The organism is Microbulbifer sp., from assembly GCF_036563125.1.
Classification (GTDB): Bacteria; Pseudomonadota; Gammaproteobacteria; order Pseudomonadales; family Cellvibrionaceae; genus Microbulbifer.
The window spans coordinates 30,893-50,064 of the sequence record NZ_DATCMV010000167.1; the positions used below are offsets into that span (position 1 = coordinate 30,893).

Sequence of the window (19,172 nt, forward strand, 5' to 3'; positions counted from 1 at the left end):
TACCTTTTTCAGGTGGCGCATCATATCCATTTTCCTGAAAAACGCACTAGTGACGTTGCAAGATCTGGCCGGGAAGCCTGTGCCTCGCACCAGCCATCGGCATAAGCGGAAAGCGCCGCCATATGGTCCCGGACCTCTCCCCAGGCGGCCATGTCACCTCGACCATTCCAGGCGTGCCACAATTGCCTCAGCGCATCGGCGGCCTGTGGCGACAACCCACTGCAGTACAGATTCAGGAAGGCATCCAGCTTGTCCCAGTGGGCACCCTCCTCCTGCTGGTAGATATGCCAGAGCAGCGGCCTCCCGGCCCACTGCGCCCGCACGAACGAGTCCTCGCCGCGCACCGCGTTGAAATCACAGCTCCACAGCAAGCGGTCGTAGTCCTGCTGACTGAGGAACGGCAGTAACTGCACCTGCAGGTTACCCCGCTGCCAGCGACTACCCGGTTCAATATCGGCGACCCCGAGCCAGCGGCGCAGATCGCCCTCGATACGCCCCTGCGGCACCAGCAACAGCGTCGGTCGCGGATCTAAAGCCAGCGCCTGCAGCCAATCCGCCAGCGCCGTATTCTCGTAGGCAAACAGGGATATCAACAGGGAGTCGTCGGTCGGGGTCACACCAAGCCGTGCGAGAAAATCCCGACGCGAGTGGGGCGCCGCCTGGAAGGCGCGCCGCTGCGTCAACAGATCGCGCTCCCGCAGCAGGCCGCCGGTGCCGTCGATAAAGCCGGGGAAAAAGAAGAATTTCTGCAGACCACCGGCTTGCGGCGACGGCAGGGTGTGGCAGCCGGCAACCCAGGCCTCGGCACTTAAGTACTCGAGGTTCAGCCACAGCGGCTTGTGCTGCCGTGCCGCCATGGCCTCTACATAAGCCGCCGGCAGCGTGCAGGCGAAGGCTTCAATGACCACATCGGCCACTTCCGCCACCGCGAGCGGCGGGAAGTCTTTGGGCCAATGGCAAACCTCCACCCCGTCGATGAGCTGACTGGGCAGGGATGCCCCAGCCTCAGGACACAGTCGCACAAAGGAAGCCAGCTCATCCACCCACAGGCGCACCGACAGGCCGTGCTCGGCCGCCAGCTGCCGAGCCAAGCGCCAGGTCACGCCGATATCGCCGTAGTTGTCCACGACGCAGCAGAAGATGTCCCAGCGCTTGCTCATCATCGGCAAATGCCGAAATACCAGCTAGTGCGAATCACTCCCACTCAATGGTGGCAGGCGGCTTGCTGGAGACGTCATAGGTCACCCGCGAGATGTTCTCGATCTCGTTGATGATGCGGTTGGAAACCTTTTCGATCAGCTCGTAGGGCAGGTGCGCCCAGCGTGCGGTCATGAAGTCCACGGTTTCCACTGCGCGCAGCGCTACCACGTACTCGTAGCGGCGGCCGTCGCCCACAACACCCACGGATTTGACCGGCAGGAACACCACAAACGCCTGGCTGGTTTTGTGGTACCAGTCCGCCTTGTGCAGCTCCTCGATAAAGATCGCATCCGCTTCGCGCAGGATATCCGCGTACTCTTTTTTCACTTCGCCGAGAATACGCACACCCAGGCCCGGGCCCGGGAAGGGGTGACGGTAGACCATGTCGTAGGGCAGACCCAGCTCGAGGCCGATCTTGCGCACTTCGTCCTTGAACAGTTCGCGCAGCGGTTCCACCAGTTCAAACGCCATGTCTTCCGGCAGGCCACCCACGTTGTGGTGGGACTTAATTACGTGCGCCTTGCCGGTTTTGGCGGCGGCGGACTCGATCACATCCGGGTAGATGGTGCCCTGGGCAAGGAACTTCACATCCTGCAACTGTGTGGCTTCCTTGTCGAAAATTTCGATAAAGGTGTTGCCGATGATCTTGCGCTTGGCTTCCGGCTCGTCGACGCCGGCGAGGCGGGACAGGAAGGCCTCTTCCGCGTCACTGCGGATCACGCGCACGCCCATATTGTCGGCGAACATCTGCATCACCTGGTCGCCTTCGTTTTTACGCAGCAGGCCGTTGTCCACGAATACACAGGTCAGCTGGTCGCCAATCGCCTTGTGCAGCAGTGCCGCCACCACGGAACTGTCGACACCGCCGGAAAGGCCCAGCAGCACTTTCGAGCTGCCTACTTGCGCGCGCACCTTGGCGATGGAGTCCTCGATGATGTTCTCCGGGGTCCACAGTTTTTCGCAGCCGCACAGCTCGATAACGAAGTGTTCGTAAATGCGGGTACCCTGCAGGGTGTGGGTTACCTCCGGATGGAACTGCACGCCGAAGAAATTCTTTTCCGCGTGGTACATGCCGGCGATCGGGCAGGACGGGGTAGAAGCCATCAGCTCGAAGCCCTGCGGCATTTTCACTACCTTGTCGCCGTGGCTCATCCACACGTCCAGCAGCGCCTTGCCGCTGTCGTCCAGGTGGTCCTTGATGTCGTGCAGCAGCGCGGATTTACCTTCCACGGTGACCTGCGCGTAGCCGAATTCGCGCACGTTGCTACCTTCTACCGCGCCGCCCAGCTGGTGCGCCATGGTCTGCATGCCGTAGCAGATACCCAGTACCGGCACACCCAACTCGAACACCGCCTGCGGCGCACGCGGGGAGCCCTCTTCCGGTACGGACTCCGGGCCGCCGGCCAGAATGATGCCCTTGGGCGCGTATTCGCGGATTTCCTCGTCGCTCATGTCGAAGGCGCGGATCTCGGAAAATACCCCCAGTTCACGCACGCGACGGGCGATCAGCTGGGTGTACTGGGAACCGAAGTCGAGGATCAGGATTCGGCTGGAATGGATATCTTGGCTCATGGCTTACTCGTAACGGTTTTATAAACGGCAAACGGACCATGAGAGGTCCGTTTGCGGTTCACTTTAAAGTGCACTTCTAATCTTTTGGCCGGGACCGGGTCCCGGCAGGGAGTCGGTCTATCAGCGGCCGCCCACGGGGTAATTCGGCGCTTCCTTGGTGATCTGCACGTCGTGTACATGGGACTCGCCCATACCCGCGGCGGTTACCCGCACAAACTGCGGTTTGGTACGCATGGTTTCCATGTCCACGCTGCCGGTGTAACCCATGGCGGAGCGCAGGCCACCCATCATCTGGTGCACGATGGCAGAAATCGGGCCTTTGTAAGGCACGCGACCTTCAATACCTTCCGGTACCAATTTTTCCGCGCCCTTGCTGGCGTCCTGGAAATAACGGTCGGAAGAGCCCTGGGTGCGGGACATGGCACCTAGGGAGCCCATACCGCGGTAGGACTTGTAGGTACGCCCCTGATACAGCTCAACTTCACCCGGCGCCTCTTCGGTACCGGCGAACATGGAGCCCATCATCACCGAGTAGGCACCGGCGGCGACAGCTTTGGAAATATCGCCGGAGAAGCGGATACCACCATCGGCAATCAGCGGCACGCCAGTGCCTTCCAGCGCCTTGGCGACTTCGGCAATGGCGGATACCTGGGGTACACCGATACCGGTCACGATACGGGTGGTACAGATGGAACCGGGGCCGATGCCCACCTTGACCGCATCCGCGCCAGCTTCCGCCAGCGCAATCGCCGCTTCAGCGGTGGCAATATTGCCGCCAATTACGTCCACCTGCGGGTGCATTTCCTTGATGCGACGCACGCGGTCGATCACATTCTTGCTGTGGCCGTGGGCGGTATCCACCACCAACACGTCCACACCTGCCTCCACCAGTGCCGCTACGCGATCGTCGGTATCCGGGCTGGTGCCGACAGAAGCGCCCACGCGCAGGCGGCCGTCTCCGTCTTTGCAGGAGTTCGGGTATTTCTCCGCCTTGTTGTAATCCTTGACGGTAATCAGGCCTTTGAGGTCGAACTTGTCGTTTACCACCAGCACTTTTTCGATGCGGTGCTTGTGCAGCAGTTCGCGCACTTCCGACGGGGCAGCGCCTTCATCGCAGGTCACCAGACGCTCTTTCGGCGTCATGATGCTGGCCACGGAAACGTCCAGATTGGTCTGGAAACGCACGTCGCGGCTGGTGACGATGCCCACCAGGCTGCCTTTGTCCATCACCGGCACACCGGAAATATTGTGATGGGTGGTGAGCGCGATCAGCTCACGCACAGTGGCGTCGGCTTCGATGGTAATGGGGTCTTTCACCACACCGGCTTCGAATTTTTTCACCGCGCGCACCGCCAGAGCCTGCTCCTCAATGGACATGCTCTTGTGGATAATGCCGATACCGCCTTCCTGCGCCAGCGCAATGGCCAGGCGCGACTCGGTCACGGTATCCATCGCGGCAGACACCAGCGGAATATTCAGGGTGATATTGCGAGACAGCTTTGTCTTCAGGGAAACATCCTTCGCAGTGACCTCGGAGTAACCGGGCACAAGCAGGACGTCATCAAAAGTGAGGGCTTCGCGCGCAATGCGCAGAGATTCAGACATGGACACTCAAACCTCAAACTGAGCGGGAATGGGTATCGGCGCGATTATAGCCGCATCGTTCGCGGAAACAAAAGACTATTTATCCCTGATTGGCAAATCTCTTTACCTCCGCCGGCTTCCCTGCAATATTGGCCGCCCAGATCGCACCGCATGAGAACGAAATGCCTGATTTCCCGCCCGGAGCATACTCCCCGCCCTCCTCCCCGCAGTCACCGCTGCCCACCGATGGCAGGCCCGTTCTCTCTGTCAGCGAACTCAACCGGGAGGTAAAGCACCTGCTGGAAGGCAGCGTGCCGCTATTGTGGGTGAGCGGGGAAATCTCCAACTTTGCCGCACCCAGCTCCGGGCACTGGTATTTCACCCTCAAGGATGCCCGCGCCCAGGTGCGCTGCGCCATGTTCCGCGGGCGCAACCAGATGGTCAGGTTCAGGCCAGCCAATGGTCGCGAGGTACTCGCGCGCGCCCGTGTCAGCCTTTATGAAGGCCGCGGCGAGTTCCAGCTGATCATCGAACACCTTGAGGAGGCCGGATTCGGCGCATTGATGCGCCAACTGGAGGAGTTGAAAGCCAAACTACAGGCAGAGGGCCTGTTCGATCTGGCGCGCAAGAAGCCCCTGCCTTACCTGCCTGCCACCATCGGCATCATCACCTCCCCAACCGGTGCCGCGGTGCGCGACATGATCCAGGTATTGGGGCGGCGCTATCCCGCCGCCAGGATCGAATTGATCCCGGTGGCGGTGCAGGGACAGGGTTCCGCACAACAGATCGCTCGCGCCATCGAACTGGCCGGCCGCCTGCAGCGCCACGACCTGCTGATTGTTGGTCGCGGTGGCGGCTCACTGGAGGACCTCTGGTCCTTCAATGAAGAGATTGTCGCGCGCGCACTGGCAGCCTGCCCCATCCCCACCATCTCCGCGGTGGGCCACGAGACCGATACCACCATCGCCGACCTGGTGGCGGACGTGCGCGCACCGACACCCTCGGCTGCGGCGGAAATCGCCAGTGCCAACGCCGCGGCGCTGAGCGAAGAAATAGACAGTATCCGCTCGCGCCTGACGCGCGCCGTGCACCTGCAGTTGCGCCACCTGCGACAGCAGGTCCAGCTGGTGGGCAACCGCATTCGCCACCCTCGCGAGCAACTGCAGAACCGCGCCCAGCGTCTCGACCACCTGGAAATGCGCCTGCACGCCGCAATACGCAATCGCACCATCGGCAATGCCCAGCGCCTCGCGCAACTGAACCGCGCACTTTCCCAGGTTCACCCACGTCACCGTATCGAGCGCGCACAGGTGCAACTCGCACAGCAGACCCAGCGTCTGCACAAGTCCACCCTGGCGCTGTTGCAGCACAAGCGGGAACAGGTGGCCCACGCCGGCCAACTGCTGCACAGTGTCAGCCCGCTGGCGGTACTGGAGCGCGGCTATGCCATTGTTCAGGACGACAGGAAGCAGGTGATACGGCGCGCTCAGGACACCCGTACCGGGCAAAGAATCCACGCGAGACTCGCGGAGGGGGAAATTACCGCGGTTATTGAATAAATACCGCATATTCCCCCCTGTACGACCAACCCGTCGGCCTGCACCCTAGGATTGCCCAATCGTCTTTCCGCAGAGAGCGGAGTAATCCATGGTCGCAAATCACTCCAAGCTGTTCCTGCTGTCCACCGCCGTCCTCGCCGCACTCGCGCTGCTGTTTAGCACCGGGTGCGACGAAAAACGCAGTGAAACGAAACCTGAAGGGCCGGACGTGGGCAGTGCCGAAGCAACGGCGCCCAAGGAATACAGAAAAGAACGCGACGCCCGCTTCGAGAATTACACCGAATCCGGGGATCTCAAGGCACTCAGAAAACGCGGCATCATTCGCTTTGTCACGCTCGCAGACAGTGAAGACGATCTGCTACCCCGTGCCACCATCGTCACCCAGCTGCACTATGAAATGGCACAGGACCTGGCCAAGATACTCAAGCTAGAACCGCACTGGGTAGCTGCAGCCTCGCCAGAACAAGCGTTGCAGTTGATCAAGGACGGGCGAGCGGATGTTTTCACCGGCAACCTAACCCGCACCGAAGAACGCGCGCAGAATTTTGATTTAACCGAGACGATTACCAAGTCCCGCCAGCAACTGGCAACCGGACTGAACGGGCCAGACATTGACCACCCGGACAAACTCAGCGACATCGTTATTGTCGTTATGGACGGAAGCACCTACGTCGCCACCGCCAAGGCGCTACAGAAAAAAATCCCCAATGCCACTTTGGAAATGCGCGCGCTGCGGCCGGACGATTCCATCGACCACCTGATCGACAACATCAACCAACGCAAGAACGTCATCACCATTTTCGACAGCTCCATTTTACGGGGGGTATTGAATTACCGCAGCGACATAAAAACCGGTGCCTTCGTCAGCGGTGAGGAAGACATCGTGTGGGCCATGCGCAAGGACTCACCGGAACTCAAACTGCGTATCAACAATTTCCTCACTGAAAAGATGGTTGCTGCCCCTGTCGACAGGAAGTCCGACTGGGCATCGATCAAAAAATCCAAAGTGATCCGCTTTCTCACCTACAACGGCCCCACCAGCTACTTCATGTGGAAAGGTACCCTGCTGGGGTTCGATTACGACCTGGCGAAAAAATTTGCCGACAAACATGATCTGGAGCTGGAGGTAATCGTGGTACCCCATGACCAGACACTGGCGGAGTGGCTAAAGGCCGGACGCGGTGATTTTGCCGGAGCTTCCATCACCATTACCGAGGAGCGCAAGGCAAAGGGCGTGGATTTCAGCACGCCGTATATCGAAGTGGCGGAACAGGTCCTTAGCAACAGTGGCAAGCCGCCGATCAAGAGCCTGCAGGATCTGAACGGGCGCACGCTGACACTGCGCGCTTTCTCAATTTTCGAAGATATCGCCAAGGGTCTGCAGCAGAGTGGCATCCAGGTAAAAATCGATCTCGCCGCTCCCGAAGTAAGCTACGAGCGTATCATCAACATGATCGCTGAGGGTGAGGCCGACGCCACCATAGTGGATGCCAGTGCGGCGGAGGTGGGCGCGGCACTGCGCGACGAACTGGTCCTGGGCCCGGTGGTCAGCGACCCGCTTCCCCAGGGGTGGATGGTGTTAAAGGGCAATGACTCGCTGCTGGAAGAAATCAACGATTTCCTAGCAGACTTCAAAAAATCTGACGGATACGCGAGGAAAGTCGACTTTTACTTCAAACCGAATAAAAAGATCAGCGACAAGTTGCTGGCGCGACTCAGACCCGGGGAGGACATCTCCCCCTATGACAAACTGGTCAAAGATTCTGCCAGAGAGCACGAATTTGACTGGCGCCTGATCGTAGCGCAAATGTGGCAGGAAAGCAGCTTTAACCCGAAGGCGGAATCTTCGGTGGGCGCCCAGGGACTGCTGCAGGTAATGCCGCGCACGGCGGAAGAAATTGGATACCCGCCGCCCCTGTTTGAACCACAACGCGGTATTGAAGCCGGCGTCAAATACCTGGGGTGGATTCGCGAGCGTTTTTCGCCGGATATCAGCCTGGAAAACCGGTTGTGGTTCTCACTAGCCGCTTACAATGCCGGCATCGGCCACCTGTACGACGCGCAAAGGGTGGCCAAAAAACTGGGGCTCAATCCCGATATCTGGTTTGACAATGTCGAGGTGGGCATGCTGCGGCTATCAGAGCCGGATTATTTCAAACACGCGCGCTATGGCTATGTGCGCGGCGCGGAACCGGTGCAGTATGTGCGCAATATCAGCAAACTCTATCGCGCCTATACCGATATCGCGCCCGGGGAAGTAGCGATGCTGCGCCTGCTTTACCATCCACTGAGAACAACTCCCGAACACAGCACAGCGACTCCCCCCTTCACACCTCCAGTACAATCTTGCCAATATGGCTACTGGACTCCATCAGACGGTGTGCCGCCGCTACCTCTGCCAGCGGGAAGGTTGCCGCAATTTGCGGGCGGATTTTGCCCGCAGCCACCAGCGGCCAGACTTGCGCCTCCAGATCTTGTGCAATAGCCGCCTTTACTTCCGCTGGTTGCGGACGCAGGGTGGAACCGGTGAGGATAAGACGCTTCAGCATCACCGGCAGCATATTGACCTCGACCTTGGCGCCGGCAAGAAACGCGATATTGACGATACGCCCATCGCGGGCGGCGCACTGGATGTTGCGGTCGACATAATCGCCGCCCACCATATCGAGGATCACATCCGCACCCTTGCCATCGGTGGCTGCCAGCACTTCCGCCACAAAATCCTGCTCGCGATAATTGATCGCGCGCTCCGCGCCGAGCTTTTCGCAGGCCGCACATTTTTCCGCACTGCCCGCGGTGGCAAATACCCGCACCCCCAGGTTGGCGGCAATCTGGATGGCCGTAGTACCAATGCCCGAGGAGCCGCCGTGCACCAGCAAAACCTCACCTTGTTTGAGGCCCGCGCGGTGCATCAGGTTACTCCACACGGTGAAAAACGTTTCCGGCAGCGCTGCGGCTTCCACCGCATTCAGCCCCTGCGGAATCGGCAGGCACTGACCTGCAGGAGCGAGCGCGTACTCCGCATAGCCGCCGCCATTGGTCAACGCACACACCCTATCCCCCACCTGCCAGCGACTTACACCCTCGCCCACAGCGACAATTTCACCGGCCACTTCGAGCCCGAGAACCGGTGATGCCCCGGGCGGTGGCGGATAATAGCCCTGGCGCTGCACCACATCCGGACGGTTCACACCCGCCGCTTCGACGCGGATCAGCACCTCACCGGCACCAACCTCTGGCGTATCGCCTTCAGCAAGCTGCATTTTTTCCGGGCCACCGTATTCCGGCAGGTCGATATAACGCATGGGGTTTTCACCTCTGTTCCCTTATTGGAGGGCTGAATCCTACAACAAAAAAGCCCGGCATAGCCGGGCGCAAATTAACACTAAAAGCGGAGAGGAAATGCTTAGATTTCGTAGTTGAGCTCAATGCCCACGATGCGACCGCGATTGAGCGGGGTAAAGCTGGCACCGGGACCCATCACAACTGGACCGAGTGCAGTCGGCAACTGGGTATCGTTACCCTCACTGACCTCGTCCAGCATGTTCTTGCCAAACAGCGCAACGCGATAGTTGCCGCCGTCCGGCTCGATACCAATGCTGAAGTCCACCATTTCCACTTCGCTCAACATACCGCGGTTGTTGTCGGTATAGGCAGAGGCGTCGCGATGGTTGTAGTTGATGCGCGAGGTCAGGGAACCCCAGCTGCCAAGCTGCAGGTCGTGCACCATGCCGACGCCGTAGGTCCAGGGCGCGAGGCGCGGGATCTCCAGCGCGTAATCCGCGCTGTCCACCACGCCATCGCCGCTGATATCCAGCCACACATCGTCGTATTCGCCATCCACATAGCCCACGTTCATGGTCAGCAGCAGGTTGTCGGTTGCCGCCGCCATCATCTCGAACTCGGCACCGCGAATGGTGGCATCGGCGGTGTTGCGGATCAGCTGGGCCACGCCGGCGGTTTCGCTCGGCAGGTTCACCTCACGCTGCATGTCGTCGATGGTGTTGTGGAACAGCGCCATGTTGGTTTTCACGCGCCCATCCAGCCACTGCATCTTGGCACCCAGCTCCAAGCTGTTCTGCTCTTCCTGGTCGGTCGGACCCGGCTCCTCTCCCGGAACGGTGTTACGCATGTTGTAACCGCCACTGCGGAAGCCCTTGGTCCACACCGCGTAGGTCTGGGCGGTATCACTCATCACCCACTGCAGCCCTACTTTCGGGGTGAATGCACTCCACTTTTCGCTGTCATTGAATTCGTAGGTTCCACAGCCGCTCATGTCGCAGCCATTGTTTTGCTGGATCGCGGCGATCTGTACGTCCTTTTCCTCCCAGGAGTAGCGCCCACCCAGGGTCAGCACCCAGGCTTCATTCAGATCGATATCCGCCTGGGTAAATACGCCCTTGGCCTCGTGATCCTGCAAGCCGCCGCCGATATGCATCTGCGGGAACAGCTGGTCGTAGGGAGGACCTAACGCAGCCAGCACGCCGAGAATCTGGCGCCCTTCCATGTACTTCAGATCCTGGCTGAACCAGTACAGACCGGAAGTGACCGACGTGGAGCCGAATCGACCTGAATAGCGCAGTTCATTACTGATCTGGCTCTGATCGATCACACTGCTGGAGTGGAACAGTGGCAGCGGGGTGGAGTCGATGTCACCATCACCGGCGGTCTCATAGTCGCGCCACGCCAGCACGTTGGTGATGGTGCCGTTGCCGAAGGCCACTTCCCGATTGTATTCGGCGATGGCCTGGCTCCAGTCGGTTTTTGCATAGCCCTCTTCGTCAATGGCGATCTCGAAGGAATCCTCGCTGTTGTCCCAGTCGGTAATACCGACCGATGCTGCCAACGCTTTGGCACCTTCGCCCCGGTTGATACCGGTAATGCCATCCGCATCCACATGGCCCTTTTCCAGGCGTACGATCAGGTCGGCGCTTTCGCCCAGATCGACAGTGAAGCTCGGGCGCACAAACCAGGTGGTGGAAGCACCGAAGTTGTCATTGCCAGTTGCCTTGTTCTCAAACCAGCCCTGGTCGTCGCTGTAGTAAGCAGTCAGGCGTCCGTTGACGCTGTCGCTGATCTTGCCGGAGACGGTGCCCGCCAGATTGGTTTCTTTCTGCGCTGTGGTGGAGAAACGCACCTTGCTGTTGAACTCCTCGGTGGGCTTGGCAGTTTTCACCACTACCGCGCCACCGGTCACGTTGCGGCCAAACAGCAGCCCCTGCGGACCGCGCAGTACCTCGATGCCCTCCAGATCAAACAGATCCAGAATCACACCGGCGTTGATGCCCATGTACATGCCGTCCACAAACACCCCCACGGTGGGGTCGATGGAGGGAATGGAGCTGTTGACGCCGAGACCGCGCACCGTGAAGTTGGCCGTGCTTTTGATGGTACCGGCATCATCCATTTGCACGTTGGGCATTTTGAACGCCAGGCTTTCCAGGTCGCGGGTCTGCAGGGCTTCCAGCTGGTCGCCGGAGTACGCCGTGGCGGCGACAGGAACATCCTGCAGGCGCTCCGCATCGCCCCGCTTACGGGCAACCACCTGCACTTCTTCCAGCAGGGTGTTGATGGAATTTTCCGATTTTTCGGCAGCTTGCGCCGAGCCCACGCCACAGGCCAGTGACAGGGCAGCCACAGAGCAGGCTGAGGCCAGTGCCAGATTCCGACGTTTGCCAGAGGCGTTAATCAGTCGAAACGATTTAGGGGTGAAAGCGTCAATTGGGCTTCCCATGTTTTCTCTCCATTGCACCGAGTTATTTTTATGTAATTTCCAGCAACAGAACTTTCGCTATCGGTACGGCTTTCTCGCAACGTCGAACCAACTTACTGTTCAGCGATGATCCGATCAGCAACCGCGCTGTCTTAAGTCGACTCCCGATGTCTGGTGTCGACGGTGGAAAGACTACTAGAGGTTTTTCCGTTACAAAAGTTTATTTTTTGAGTAATTCATTCTACTAATCTCCGAAGCGATAAACCGAAGCCACGGAAATATTACAGATTGAATGACTCTAACGTCACGCAAGCGCAGGCAGAAAATCTGTTTCCAAAATTCTCCGCTTTCCTGTTGCAGTAGCAGTCTCGGGAACTGGTGATTCCATTGGTAACAGCCCTCCCGAAGTTGCCACGTAGCGCCAAGCAACAACCACTATTGACTGCGCGAATGGGCCTCTAGCCGGTATCCAGTGTGTGACTCCTCTCAGCACCGCACCATAACCTCTTCGGTAATGTTGCCGCTATCTGTCAGATACCTTTCATATCCACCCCCTTCCCCGCCATTTGCCAATCATTACCTCGGCGGTAGTGGCGCGCCTCCACTACCGGACGCACCCTTTGCCGGATCGAGTATCACATAGACAGTCAGTATCGAAGTGAAGGTAAACGGGGGTAACGGGATTGTGAATAGCGAATACACGCAGGCAGAACAAGCCTTCAGGGAGGAGGTCCGGCAGTTTCTGCGGGAGAACTTGCCAGAAGACATCCGCAGGAAGGTTCTGCTGGGAATGCACCTGACGAAAGAAGACTGCATGCACTGGCAGAAAATTCTCTACCGCAGAGGCTGGGCCGCAGCGAACTGGCCAACGGAGCACGGCGGCACCGGCTGGAGCGCCACCCAGAAAAGTATATTTGAAACCGAGTGCGCGCTCGCCGGTGCTCCGGAAGTGGTGCCCTTTGGATTAAAGATGGTGGCGCCGGTCATCTTCACCTTTGGCAACGAGGAGCAGAAACAGCGCTTCCTGCCGGATATTCTCGCCAGCAACGTGTGGTGGTGCCAGGGCTATTCAGAGCCCAACGCGGGGTCTGATCTGGCCTCACTGAAGACGACCGCCTACCGCGACGGCGATCACTACGTAGTGAACGGCACCAAGACCTGGACCACCCTGGCCCACTACGCGGACTGGATTTTCTGCCTGGTACGCACCGGTGGCCCACAGGAAAAAAACCAGACCGCGATCAGCTTCCTGCTTATCGATATGCACACCCCGGGAATCACCCTGTCGCCGATCCTGACCCTGGACGGTTACCGCGAGGTGAACGAAGTGCATTTCAACAATGTGCGGGTACCGGTAGAAAACCGCATCGGCGAAGAGGGACAGGGCTGGACCTATGCCAAGGTGCTGCTCACCCACGAGCGCACCAATATAGCCCGCGTGGCCCACTCCCGCTGCCAGCTGCAGCGCGCCCGGGAGCTCGCCAGTGCAACACCGGATGGCGACGCCACCCTGATGGAGAACCCGGTCTTCGCGCACAAGTTCGCCGAGATCGAAATTGAACTCCTGGCCCTGGAGTACACAGAACTGCGCACCCTCGATGCCGTGCGCACCGGGCAGGCTCCGGGCCCGGAATCCTCCATCCTCAAGATCAAAGGCACGGAGCTCGCACAGAGCATTGACGAGTTGCACGCGGAGATCGCCGCCTGCGGCGGACTGCCGTACCTTCCCTGGCAACTGGAAGAAGACTTCGACGGTGAACGGGTGGGAACAGATACCGCGATCAACAGCTGGCTGCGCTACTTCAACAACCGCAAATCATCCATTTACGGTGGCAGTAACGAAATCCAGAAAAACATTATCTGCAAGGCCGTTCTGGGCCTGTAACCGGAGGACGCGGAGATGGACTTTTCATTCAGCGAAGAACAACAACTGCTGCGCGACAGCGTGACCCGGTTTATCCGACAGGACTACGGCTTTGAGACCCGCCAGAAAACCGTCACCAGCAGCGAACCGTTTAATTACCGCTACTGGCAGATGTTCGCCGAGCTCGGCTGGCTGCTGGTGCCATTCTGCGAGGAAGATGGCGGTCTCGGCGGCTCGGCCGTCGATCTCATGGTGGTGATGGAGGAGTTCGGGAAGGGCATGGTGGTGGAGCCATTGCTGGCGAGCGCCATTCTTGCCGGCGGCCTGATCGCCGAAGCCGGCAGTGACGCCCAGAAAAGCGACTGGCTGTTTCCGCTGATGGAAGGCAATTTGCAGCTGGCCTTTGCATTTGCCGAACCCCAGAGTCGCTATGATTTGAGCAACCTGGCCACCACAGCAGAAACTGATGGAGACGACTTCACCCTGCGCGGCCACAAGACCGTAGTACTAAATGGCGGCGCCGCCGACATACTGGTAGTTTCCGTGCGGACAACCAGTGGTGTGAGCCTGCTGATCGTCGACGCCAACACGCCCGGTATTACCCGCAACAGCTACAAAACCGTCGATGGCCATAACGCGGCGGAAATTTATTTCGACAGTGTACATGTGCCCCGCGCCAACTTGCTGGGTGGCGAAGGTGAAGCCCTGCCGGTGATCGAAAAAATCGTCGACCGCGCAACCTTTGCCATTTGCGCTGAGGCGGTGGGCGCCATGGAAAGCGCGCTGTATAAAACGGTGGAGTACACCAAGACCCGCAAGCAGTTCGGCGTAACCATTTCCAGTTTCCAGGCGCTGCAACACCGCATGGCGGATATGTTTATCGAATGCCAGCAGGCGCGCTCCATTTTAATGATGGCCGCGATGCAGCTGGATACCGGCAATGGTGTTGCCCCAAAAGCAGTGTCTGCGGCCAAGAGCCGCATCGGCAAGGCCGCCCGCAAGGTGGGACAGGAAGCGGTGCAGATTCACGGCGGTATCGGTGTCACCGACGAACTGGATGTGGCGCACCTGTTCAAGCGCCTGACCAGCATCCAGTATGTGTTCGGCAGTACCGACTACCACACCCAGCGATTTATCCGAGGCTGATCAAATCGCCCCATCTGTCAGGGCTGGGCCCGCAGCGTTTCAGGGACTCAGCCGCTCGATCTGCCATTCGCCGTCGTCCATGGCGCGGTAGATAAAGCGATCGTGCAGGCGTGAGGCCCTGCCCTGCCAGAATTCCACCGCATGCGGAACAATCCGGTAGCCACCCCAGAATTCCGGGCGCGGTACATCCTGGCCTTCAAAGTTTTTACTAAATGCCTCGAAGTTGTCTTCCAGCACCTGGCGGGAGGTGATCGCATCGCTCTGGTGAGACGCCCAGGCGGCGATCTGGCTATCGCGGGGGCGAGTGCTGAAATAGGCATCCGCCTCCGCATCCGCCACCTGCTCCGCCACTCCCCGCACAATCACCTGTCGCTCCAGAAAGTGCCACGGAAACAGCAGGGAAACCTTGGGGTTGGCCGTGATATCCCACGCCTTCTGGCTTTTCAGGTTGGTGTAAAAAACAAATCCGCGCTCGTCGAAACCTTTCAGCAGCACGATACGCTGTGACGGTTGGCCACTCGCATCCGCGGTACTGAGGCACATAGCGCTCGGATCAGAAACATCCGCTTTCACCAACTCTTCCAGCCAGGCGCGAAACTGGCGGATCGGGTCCGCCGCCAGGTCACTGCGCTGCAGGCCGCCCTGCAGGTATTCCCGCCGCCACTGGTCAATTTCCATCGCTGTCATACCCCTGTTTCCTTTCAAAACGTCATATTTCGATATTACGCGCAAGTTTACGCAGTTGCGTGCCAATTCCCAATTCGCGCAATTTTCTCTTTTTCGGCCCACAACTACACTCAATTTTCCGGCGTATTTACGCCTTGAGACGCAGAGTCTGCTGACGCTTGCAGCCGCGGAAAGCCGCCGCTAGGCTCCGTGCAAATTTCAATAACGCTCAAAGGTTTTGCCGCCATGCAAGTTACGGATCCGCAACACCCAAACCCAAGCTGCGCCCAGGTACTGATGCACCTGCTGCGCCAGTATGAAGTCGACACCGTATTCGGCATTCCCGGCGTACACACCATCGAACTTTACCGCGGCCTGCCGGGCAGTGGCCTGATCCATATCACGCCGCGTCACGAACAGGGCGCCGCATTTATGGCGGATGGCTACGCCCGTGCCAGCGGCAAACCGGGAGTGTGCTTCCTGATCACCGGCCCCGGTGTCACCAATGCCGCCACAGCCATGGGCCAGGCGTTTTCCGATTCCATCCCCATGCTGGTGATCAGCGCGGTAAACCGCCGCGAGGATCTCGGCACGGGACGCGGTCGTCTGCACGAACTGCCGCGCCAGCAGGATGTGACCCGCGGCTTCTGTGTATGGCAGCACTCACTGACCAGTGCCGAGCAATTACCGGAAGTGCTGGCGCGCGCGTTTCAGATGATGCACGCCCCGCGGCCGGGCCCGGTACATATCGAAATCCCCATCGACCTGTTCCCCGCCCCCATGCAGAAGCCGCTTGCAGATTACCGCGCGGTCAAGCCCACGGCCCTGCCTGCGGCGCCGGCAGACACCATTGCCACCGCAGCCAAGTGGCTGGCGGAAGCGAAGTCCCCGGTGATCCTGTTGGGTGGCGGTGCCCAGGCCGCGGGTAAAGAGGCGACTGCGCTGGCGGAAAAACTGGCGGCGCCGGTATTCCTGTCCCTCGCCGCCAAAGGTATCGTCGACGAGCGCCACCCACTGTGCGGCGGTGCCAACCTGAGTTTTTCCAATGTGCGCGCGCGGGTTGAAAACGCAGACGTGGTACTGGCAGTCGCTACCGAGCTGGCGGAAACCGACCGCAACCTGGTGCGCGAGAACTTCCAGTTCCACGGCAAACTGATTCGCGTGGATCTGGACCCGGCGCAACTGGTGTGCAATGCGAATCCCGACCTCGCGATCTGCGCCGATGCAAAAGCCACTCTCGGACAACTCGTGGATGCGCTGCCGGCGGCAAACAGTGAGCGCCAACAGCTCACTGTCGCGGAAGTGGAAGCGCTGTTGCGCGGCTGTCGCAGCGAGTGGTGGCCCGGCTCCGAAGGCCGCTTCCCCTGGGTGCAGGCACTGCGCGAAGCACTGCCTGAAAACGGCATTCTGGTCAGCGACTCCACCCAGCTGGTGTACAACACCAACCACGCCCTGGGCCTATACGAGCCACGCAGCCATATCACCTGCACCACGGGTTACGGCACCCTGGGTTTTGCCCTGCCCGCCGCCATCGGTGCCGCGCTGGCAAGCACACGCCCGGTAATAAGCCTGATTGGCGACGGCGGCATCATGTTTACCCTCGGTGAACTGGCGGCGGCGGTGGAACAGCAACTCGCGCTGCCGATCCTGGTGTGGAACAACAGTGGCTATGGTGAGATCCGGGATTTCATGGATCAGGCTGCCGTGGAGCAGGAAGGCGTCAATCTGCGCGCACCCGACTTTGTCGCACTCGCCCGCGCCTTCGGTGCCGACGGCTGCCGCATCGACAAGCCGGAGCAACTGGGCCAGGCGGTAGCCGAGGCCTTCGCGCGCAAGGGGCCGACCCTGATCGAAATCACCGCACCGGCATAAACTGACATTTCAATTAAATAAACGACAACGAATAATACGGCGAAGCAACCATGACAGATCTGAAATCCCTGCCCACCCACAAGCTCTATATCAACGGCGAGTGGCGCGACTCCAAAGGCGGCAACCTGCACGCGGTGATCAACCCCGCCACCGAAGAAGTCGTGTGCGAAGTGATACAGGGAACCCTGGACGACGTAGACGATGCGGTGGCTGCGGCGAAATCCGCGTTCAAGGAGTGGCGCCACAGTCGCGCCGCCAAACGCCAGGCGCTGCTGCACGCGATTGCCGACGGTATGGAAGCGCGCAAGCAGGACCTGATTGCGGCCGTATCCCAGGCGCTCGGCTGCCCGCCCCATATCACCGAGTGGCTGCATATCGACGGCCCCATCTACGCCATGCGTTACTACGCAGACCGCGCTGCGGTAATGGAAGAAACCGAGCAAGCCGGTCACTCACTGGTATTGAAAGAGCCGGTGGGCGTGTGTGGATTTATCACCCCGTGGAACTATCCCCTGCACCAGTTTGTGGGCAAGGTGGCGCCGGCACTGGCCGCGGGCTGCACCATGATCCAGAAGCCCTCGGAAATGACTCCGCTGCAGGACTATGTGATGGCGGAAATCATCGACGCCGCCGGCCTGCCGCCGGGGGTATTCAATCTGGTACCCGGGGCCGGCCCGATTGTCGGCGCCGCGCTGTCGAGCCACGTGGATATCGACATGGTGTCCTTCACCGGTTCCACCCGCGCCGGCATCGAGGTGGCACGAGCCGCGGCACCAACGGTAAAACGCGTAACCCAGGAGCTGGGCGGCAAGTCACCGTTTATCATCACCGCCGACGCGGATCTGGAGGCCGCGGTGCGCTGGGGCTGCGAGGACGTGTTCATCAACAGCGGGCAGACCTGCACCGCATTGACCCGCATGCTGGTGCCCGCGGAGCGCTACGAGGAAGCGGTTGCCATTGCCAAAAAAGTCGCGGAAGACGTGGCCATGGGTACCGGTGAGAATGCCTTTATGGGCCCGCTCTCCTCCGCCCGCCAGCGCGACATCGTGCGCGGTTACATCGCGAAAGGGATCGACGAAGGTGCTCGCCTGGTCACCGGCGGCACGGAAACACCGGACGGCTTCACCACGGGCTTTTACGTGAAACCCACCGTATTTGCCGACGTCAGCAACGATATGGCCATCGCCCGCGAGGAAATCTTCGGCCCGGTCACCTGCCTGATTCCCTATCGCGATCTGGACGAGGCCATCACCATCGCCAACGACACCCAGTACGGTCTCTCCAGTGGCGTGTGGGCGAAGGACGCCGAAGCGGCGATGCCCGTGGTGCGCAGGCTGGAGGCAGGGCTCTGTTTCGTCAACGGCGGCGAGTTCAATTACGAGGCCCCCTTTGGTGGCGTGAAGCGTTCCGGCAATGGACGCGAATTTGGCAATGCCGGCCTGGACGAGTTTATTGAACTGAAATCCGTGCAGCTCCCCGCATAAAAAACTGACGCGCCGCCTTTATCGGCGGCGCAGTTGACTGCCCGTTCCCCCCTCGCTATCTTTGCCCCCGACATCAAGAGAGTGGCTGACGCCAACGCCAACCTGCCTACCGGGGCAAGGTGGTTTCTCTTCACGGAACGTACATTTTATGTACTGCCGTTTAGGGGATGGGGCTCTTGCTGGCAACCGATGACATCGGCCCAGCTTTGCAATCCAACCGGGATGCGATTTGTTTGTAGACAAATCGCCTCTTCCGCCGTCAGCCCTCCACTATTTTTTTGGAGGGAACATGTCCGAATTCAAGCTTTCCAGCACCGACGTTATCGAAATCCAGATTGCCCCCCAGCGCAGCCGTACGGCGGTCCGGGCAGTCAAACGCAGCGATCGACAACTGCTGTGGCAACTCTTGTTCGACTCGACGGAAGACGCGCTGGCCTTCGCCACCCATTGCCGAGCCAGCGACGCACCAGTCACTGCCCACAAGGCCTGTGAACTGGCCGTGTGACCACTAG

12 protein-coding genes, 1 pseudogene and 1 riboswitch are annotated in these 19,172 nt (G+C 59.8%); of the genes and pseudogenes, 7 read left to right on the top strand and 6 right to left on the bottom strand.

All coding sequences use genetic code 11. The annotated features are described in order from the left end of the window. Positions 1-20 precede the first annotated feature (20 nt). The 3 genes from earP to guaB form a co-directional block, all read right to left on the bottom strand. Positions 21-1,160 (bottom strand): elongation factor P maturation arginine rhamnosyltransferase EarP, encoded by a 1,140-nt coding sequence (earP, locus tag VIL80_RS14210; protein WP_332036751.1) that lies wholly within the window; start codon positions 1,158-1,160, stop codon positions 21-23. Between the two features lie 34 nt (positions 1,161-1,194). Beyond that, positions 1,195-2,772 carry a glutamine-hydrolyzing GMP synthase gene (guaA, locus tag VIL80_RS14215; protein WP_332036752.1) on the bottom strand — a complete coding sequence of 526 codons (1,578 nt, stop codon included), beginning with the start codon at positions 2,770-2,772 and terminating at the stop codon, positions 1,195-1,197. A gap of 120 nt (positions 2,773-2,892) precedes the next feature. Continuing rightward, positions 2,893-4,377, bottom strand: coding sequence for an IMP dehydrogenase (guaB, locus tag VIL80_RS14220; protein WP_332036753.1), 1,485 nt, complete (start codon positions 4,375-4,377; stop codon positions 2,893-2,895). Between the two features lie 161 nt (positions 4,378-4,538). On the opposite strand from guaB, the gene xseA reads away from it, so the two are divergent. Further along, positions 4,539-5,915, top strand: a complete 1,377-nt coding sequence (xseA, locus tag VIL80_RS14225; protein WP_332036754.1) for an exodeoxyribonuclease VII large subunit — start codon at positions 4,539-4,541, stop codon at positions 5,913-5,915. Positions 5,916-6,312: 397 nt separating this feature from the next. Continuing rightward, positions 6,313-7,983 (top strand): annotated as a pseudogene (locus VIL80_RS14230) (transporter substrate-binding domain-containing protein); the annotation flags it as partial. A gap of 259 nt (positions 7,984-8,242) precedes the next feature. Here the strand turns inward: VIL80_RS14230 and VIL80_RS14235 are convergent. Next, a complete protein-coding gene (locus VIL80_RS14235; RefSeq protein ID WP_332036755.1) occupies positions 8,243-9,220 on the bottom strand; it encodes an NAD(P)H-quinone oxidoreductase in 978 nt (325 codons plus the stop codon). Between the two features lie 101 nt (positions 9,221-9,321). Beyond that, positions 9,322-11,649, bottom strand: coding sequence for a TonB-dependent receptor (locus tag VIL80_RS14240; RefSeq protein WP_332036756.1), 2,328 nt, complete (start codon positions 11,647-11,649; stop codon positions 9,322-9,324). Between the two features lie 664 nt (positions 11,650-12,313). Here VIL80_RS14240 and VIL80_RS14245 point away from each other — a divergent pair. Beyond that, the gene (locus tag VIL80_RS14245) at positions 12,314-13,513 is read left to right on the top strand and encodes an acyl-CoA dehydrogenase family protein (protein WP_332036757.1); all 1,200 of its coding nucleotides are present in this window, start codon (positions 12,314-12,316) and stop codon (positions 13,511-13,513) included. A gap of 15 nt (positions 13,514-13,528) precedes the next feature. Continuing rightward, positions 13,529-14,638, top strand: a complete 1,110-nt coding sequence (locus VIL80_RS14250) for an acyl-CoA dehydrogenase family protein (RefSeq protein WP_332036758.1) — start codon at positions 13,529-13,531, stop codon at positions 14,636-14,638. A 39-nt stretch (positions 14,639-14,677) separates the two neighbouring features. On the opposite strand, the gene pdxH is transcribed toward VIL80_RS14250, so the two are convergent. Then, on the bottom strand, positions 14,678-15,316 hold the full coding sequence (gene pdxH, locus VIL80_RS14255; RefSeq protein WP_332036770.1) for a pyridoxamine 5'-phosphate oxidase: 639 nt from the start codon (positions 15,314-15,316) through the stop codon (positions 14,678-14,680). A gap of 234 nt (positions 15,317-15,550) precedes the next feature. Between pdxH and VIL80_RS14260 the strand changes: the two genes are divergently transcribed. The 3 genes from VIL80_RS14260 to VIL80_RS14270 all read left to right on the top strand — a co-directional run bounded on the left by VIL80_RS14260 (position 15,551) and on the right by VIL80_RS14270 (position 19,165). Next, the gene (locus VIL80_RS14260; protein ID WP_332036759.1) at positions 15,551-17,176 is read left to right on the top strand and encodes a 5-guanidino-2-oxopentanoate decarboxylase; all 1,626 of its coding nucleotides are present in this window, start codon (positions 15,551-15,553) and stop codon (positions 17,174-17,176) included. A 50-nt stretch (positions 17,177-17,226) separates the two neighbouring features. Next, positions 17,227-18,660, top strand: a complete 1,434-nt coding sequence (locus tag VIL80_RS14265; protein WP_332036760.1) for an aldehyde dehydrogenase family protein — start codon at positions 17,227-17,229, stop codon at positions 18,658-18,660. Positions 18,661-18,725: 65 nt separating this feature from the next. Further along, positions 18,726-18,860, top strand: a riboswitch (SAM-I-IV-variant riboswitch). 89 nt (positions 18,861-18,949) lie between these two features. After that, positions 18,950-19,165, top strand: a complete 216-nt coding sequence (locus VIL80_RS14270; protein ID WP_332036761.1) for a hypothetical protein — start codon at positions 18,950-18,952, stop codon at positions 19,163-19,165. The last annotated feature ends 7 nt before the right edge of the window (positions 19,166-19,172 follow it).

Coding starts and splice junctions, on each gene's coding strand:
- earP (WP_332036751.1), bottom strand. CDS start 1,160: ATGAGCAAGCGCTGGGACATCTTCTGCTGCGTCGTGGACAACTACGGC.
- guaA (WP_332036752.1), bottom strand. CDS start 2,772: ATGAGCCAAGATATCCATTCCAGCCGAATCCTGATCCTCGACTTCGGT.
- guaB (WP_332036753.1), bottom strand. CDS start 4,377: ATGTCTGAATCTCTGCGCATTGCGCGCGAAGCCCTCACTTTTGATGAC.
- xseA (WP_332036754.1), top strand. CDS start 4,539: ATGCCTGATTTCCCGCCCGGAGCATACTCCCCGCCCTCCTCCCCGCAG.
- VIL80_RS14235 (WP_332036755.1), bottom strand. CDS start 9,220: ATGCGTTATATCGACCTGCCGGAATACGGTGGCCCGGAAAAAATGCAG.
- VIL80_RS14240 (WP_332036756.1), bottom strand. CDS start 11,649: ATGGGAAGCCCAATTGACGCTTTCACCCCTAAATCGTTTCGACTGATT.
- VIL80_RS14250 (WP_332036758.1), top strand. CDS start 13,529: ATGGACTTTTCATTCAGCGAAGAACAACAACTGCTGCGCGACAGCGTG.
- pdxH (WP_332036770.1), bottom strand. CDS start 15,316: ATGGAAATTGACCAGTGGCGGCGGGAATACCTGCAGGGCGGCCTGCAG.
- VIL80_RS14260 (WP_332036759.1), top strand. CDS start 15,551: ATGCAAGTTACGGATCCGCAACACCCAAACCCAAGCTGCGCCCAGGTA.
- VIL80_RS14265 (WP_332036760.1), top strand. CDS start 17,227: ATGACAGATCTGAAATCCCTGCCCACCCACAAGCTCTATATCAACGGC.
- VIL80_RS14270 (WP_332036761.1), top strand. CDS start 18,950: ATGTCCGAATTCAAGCTTTCCAGCACCGACGTTATCGAAATCCAGATT.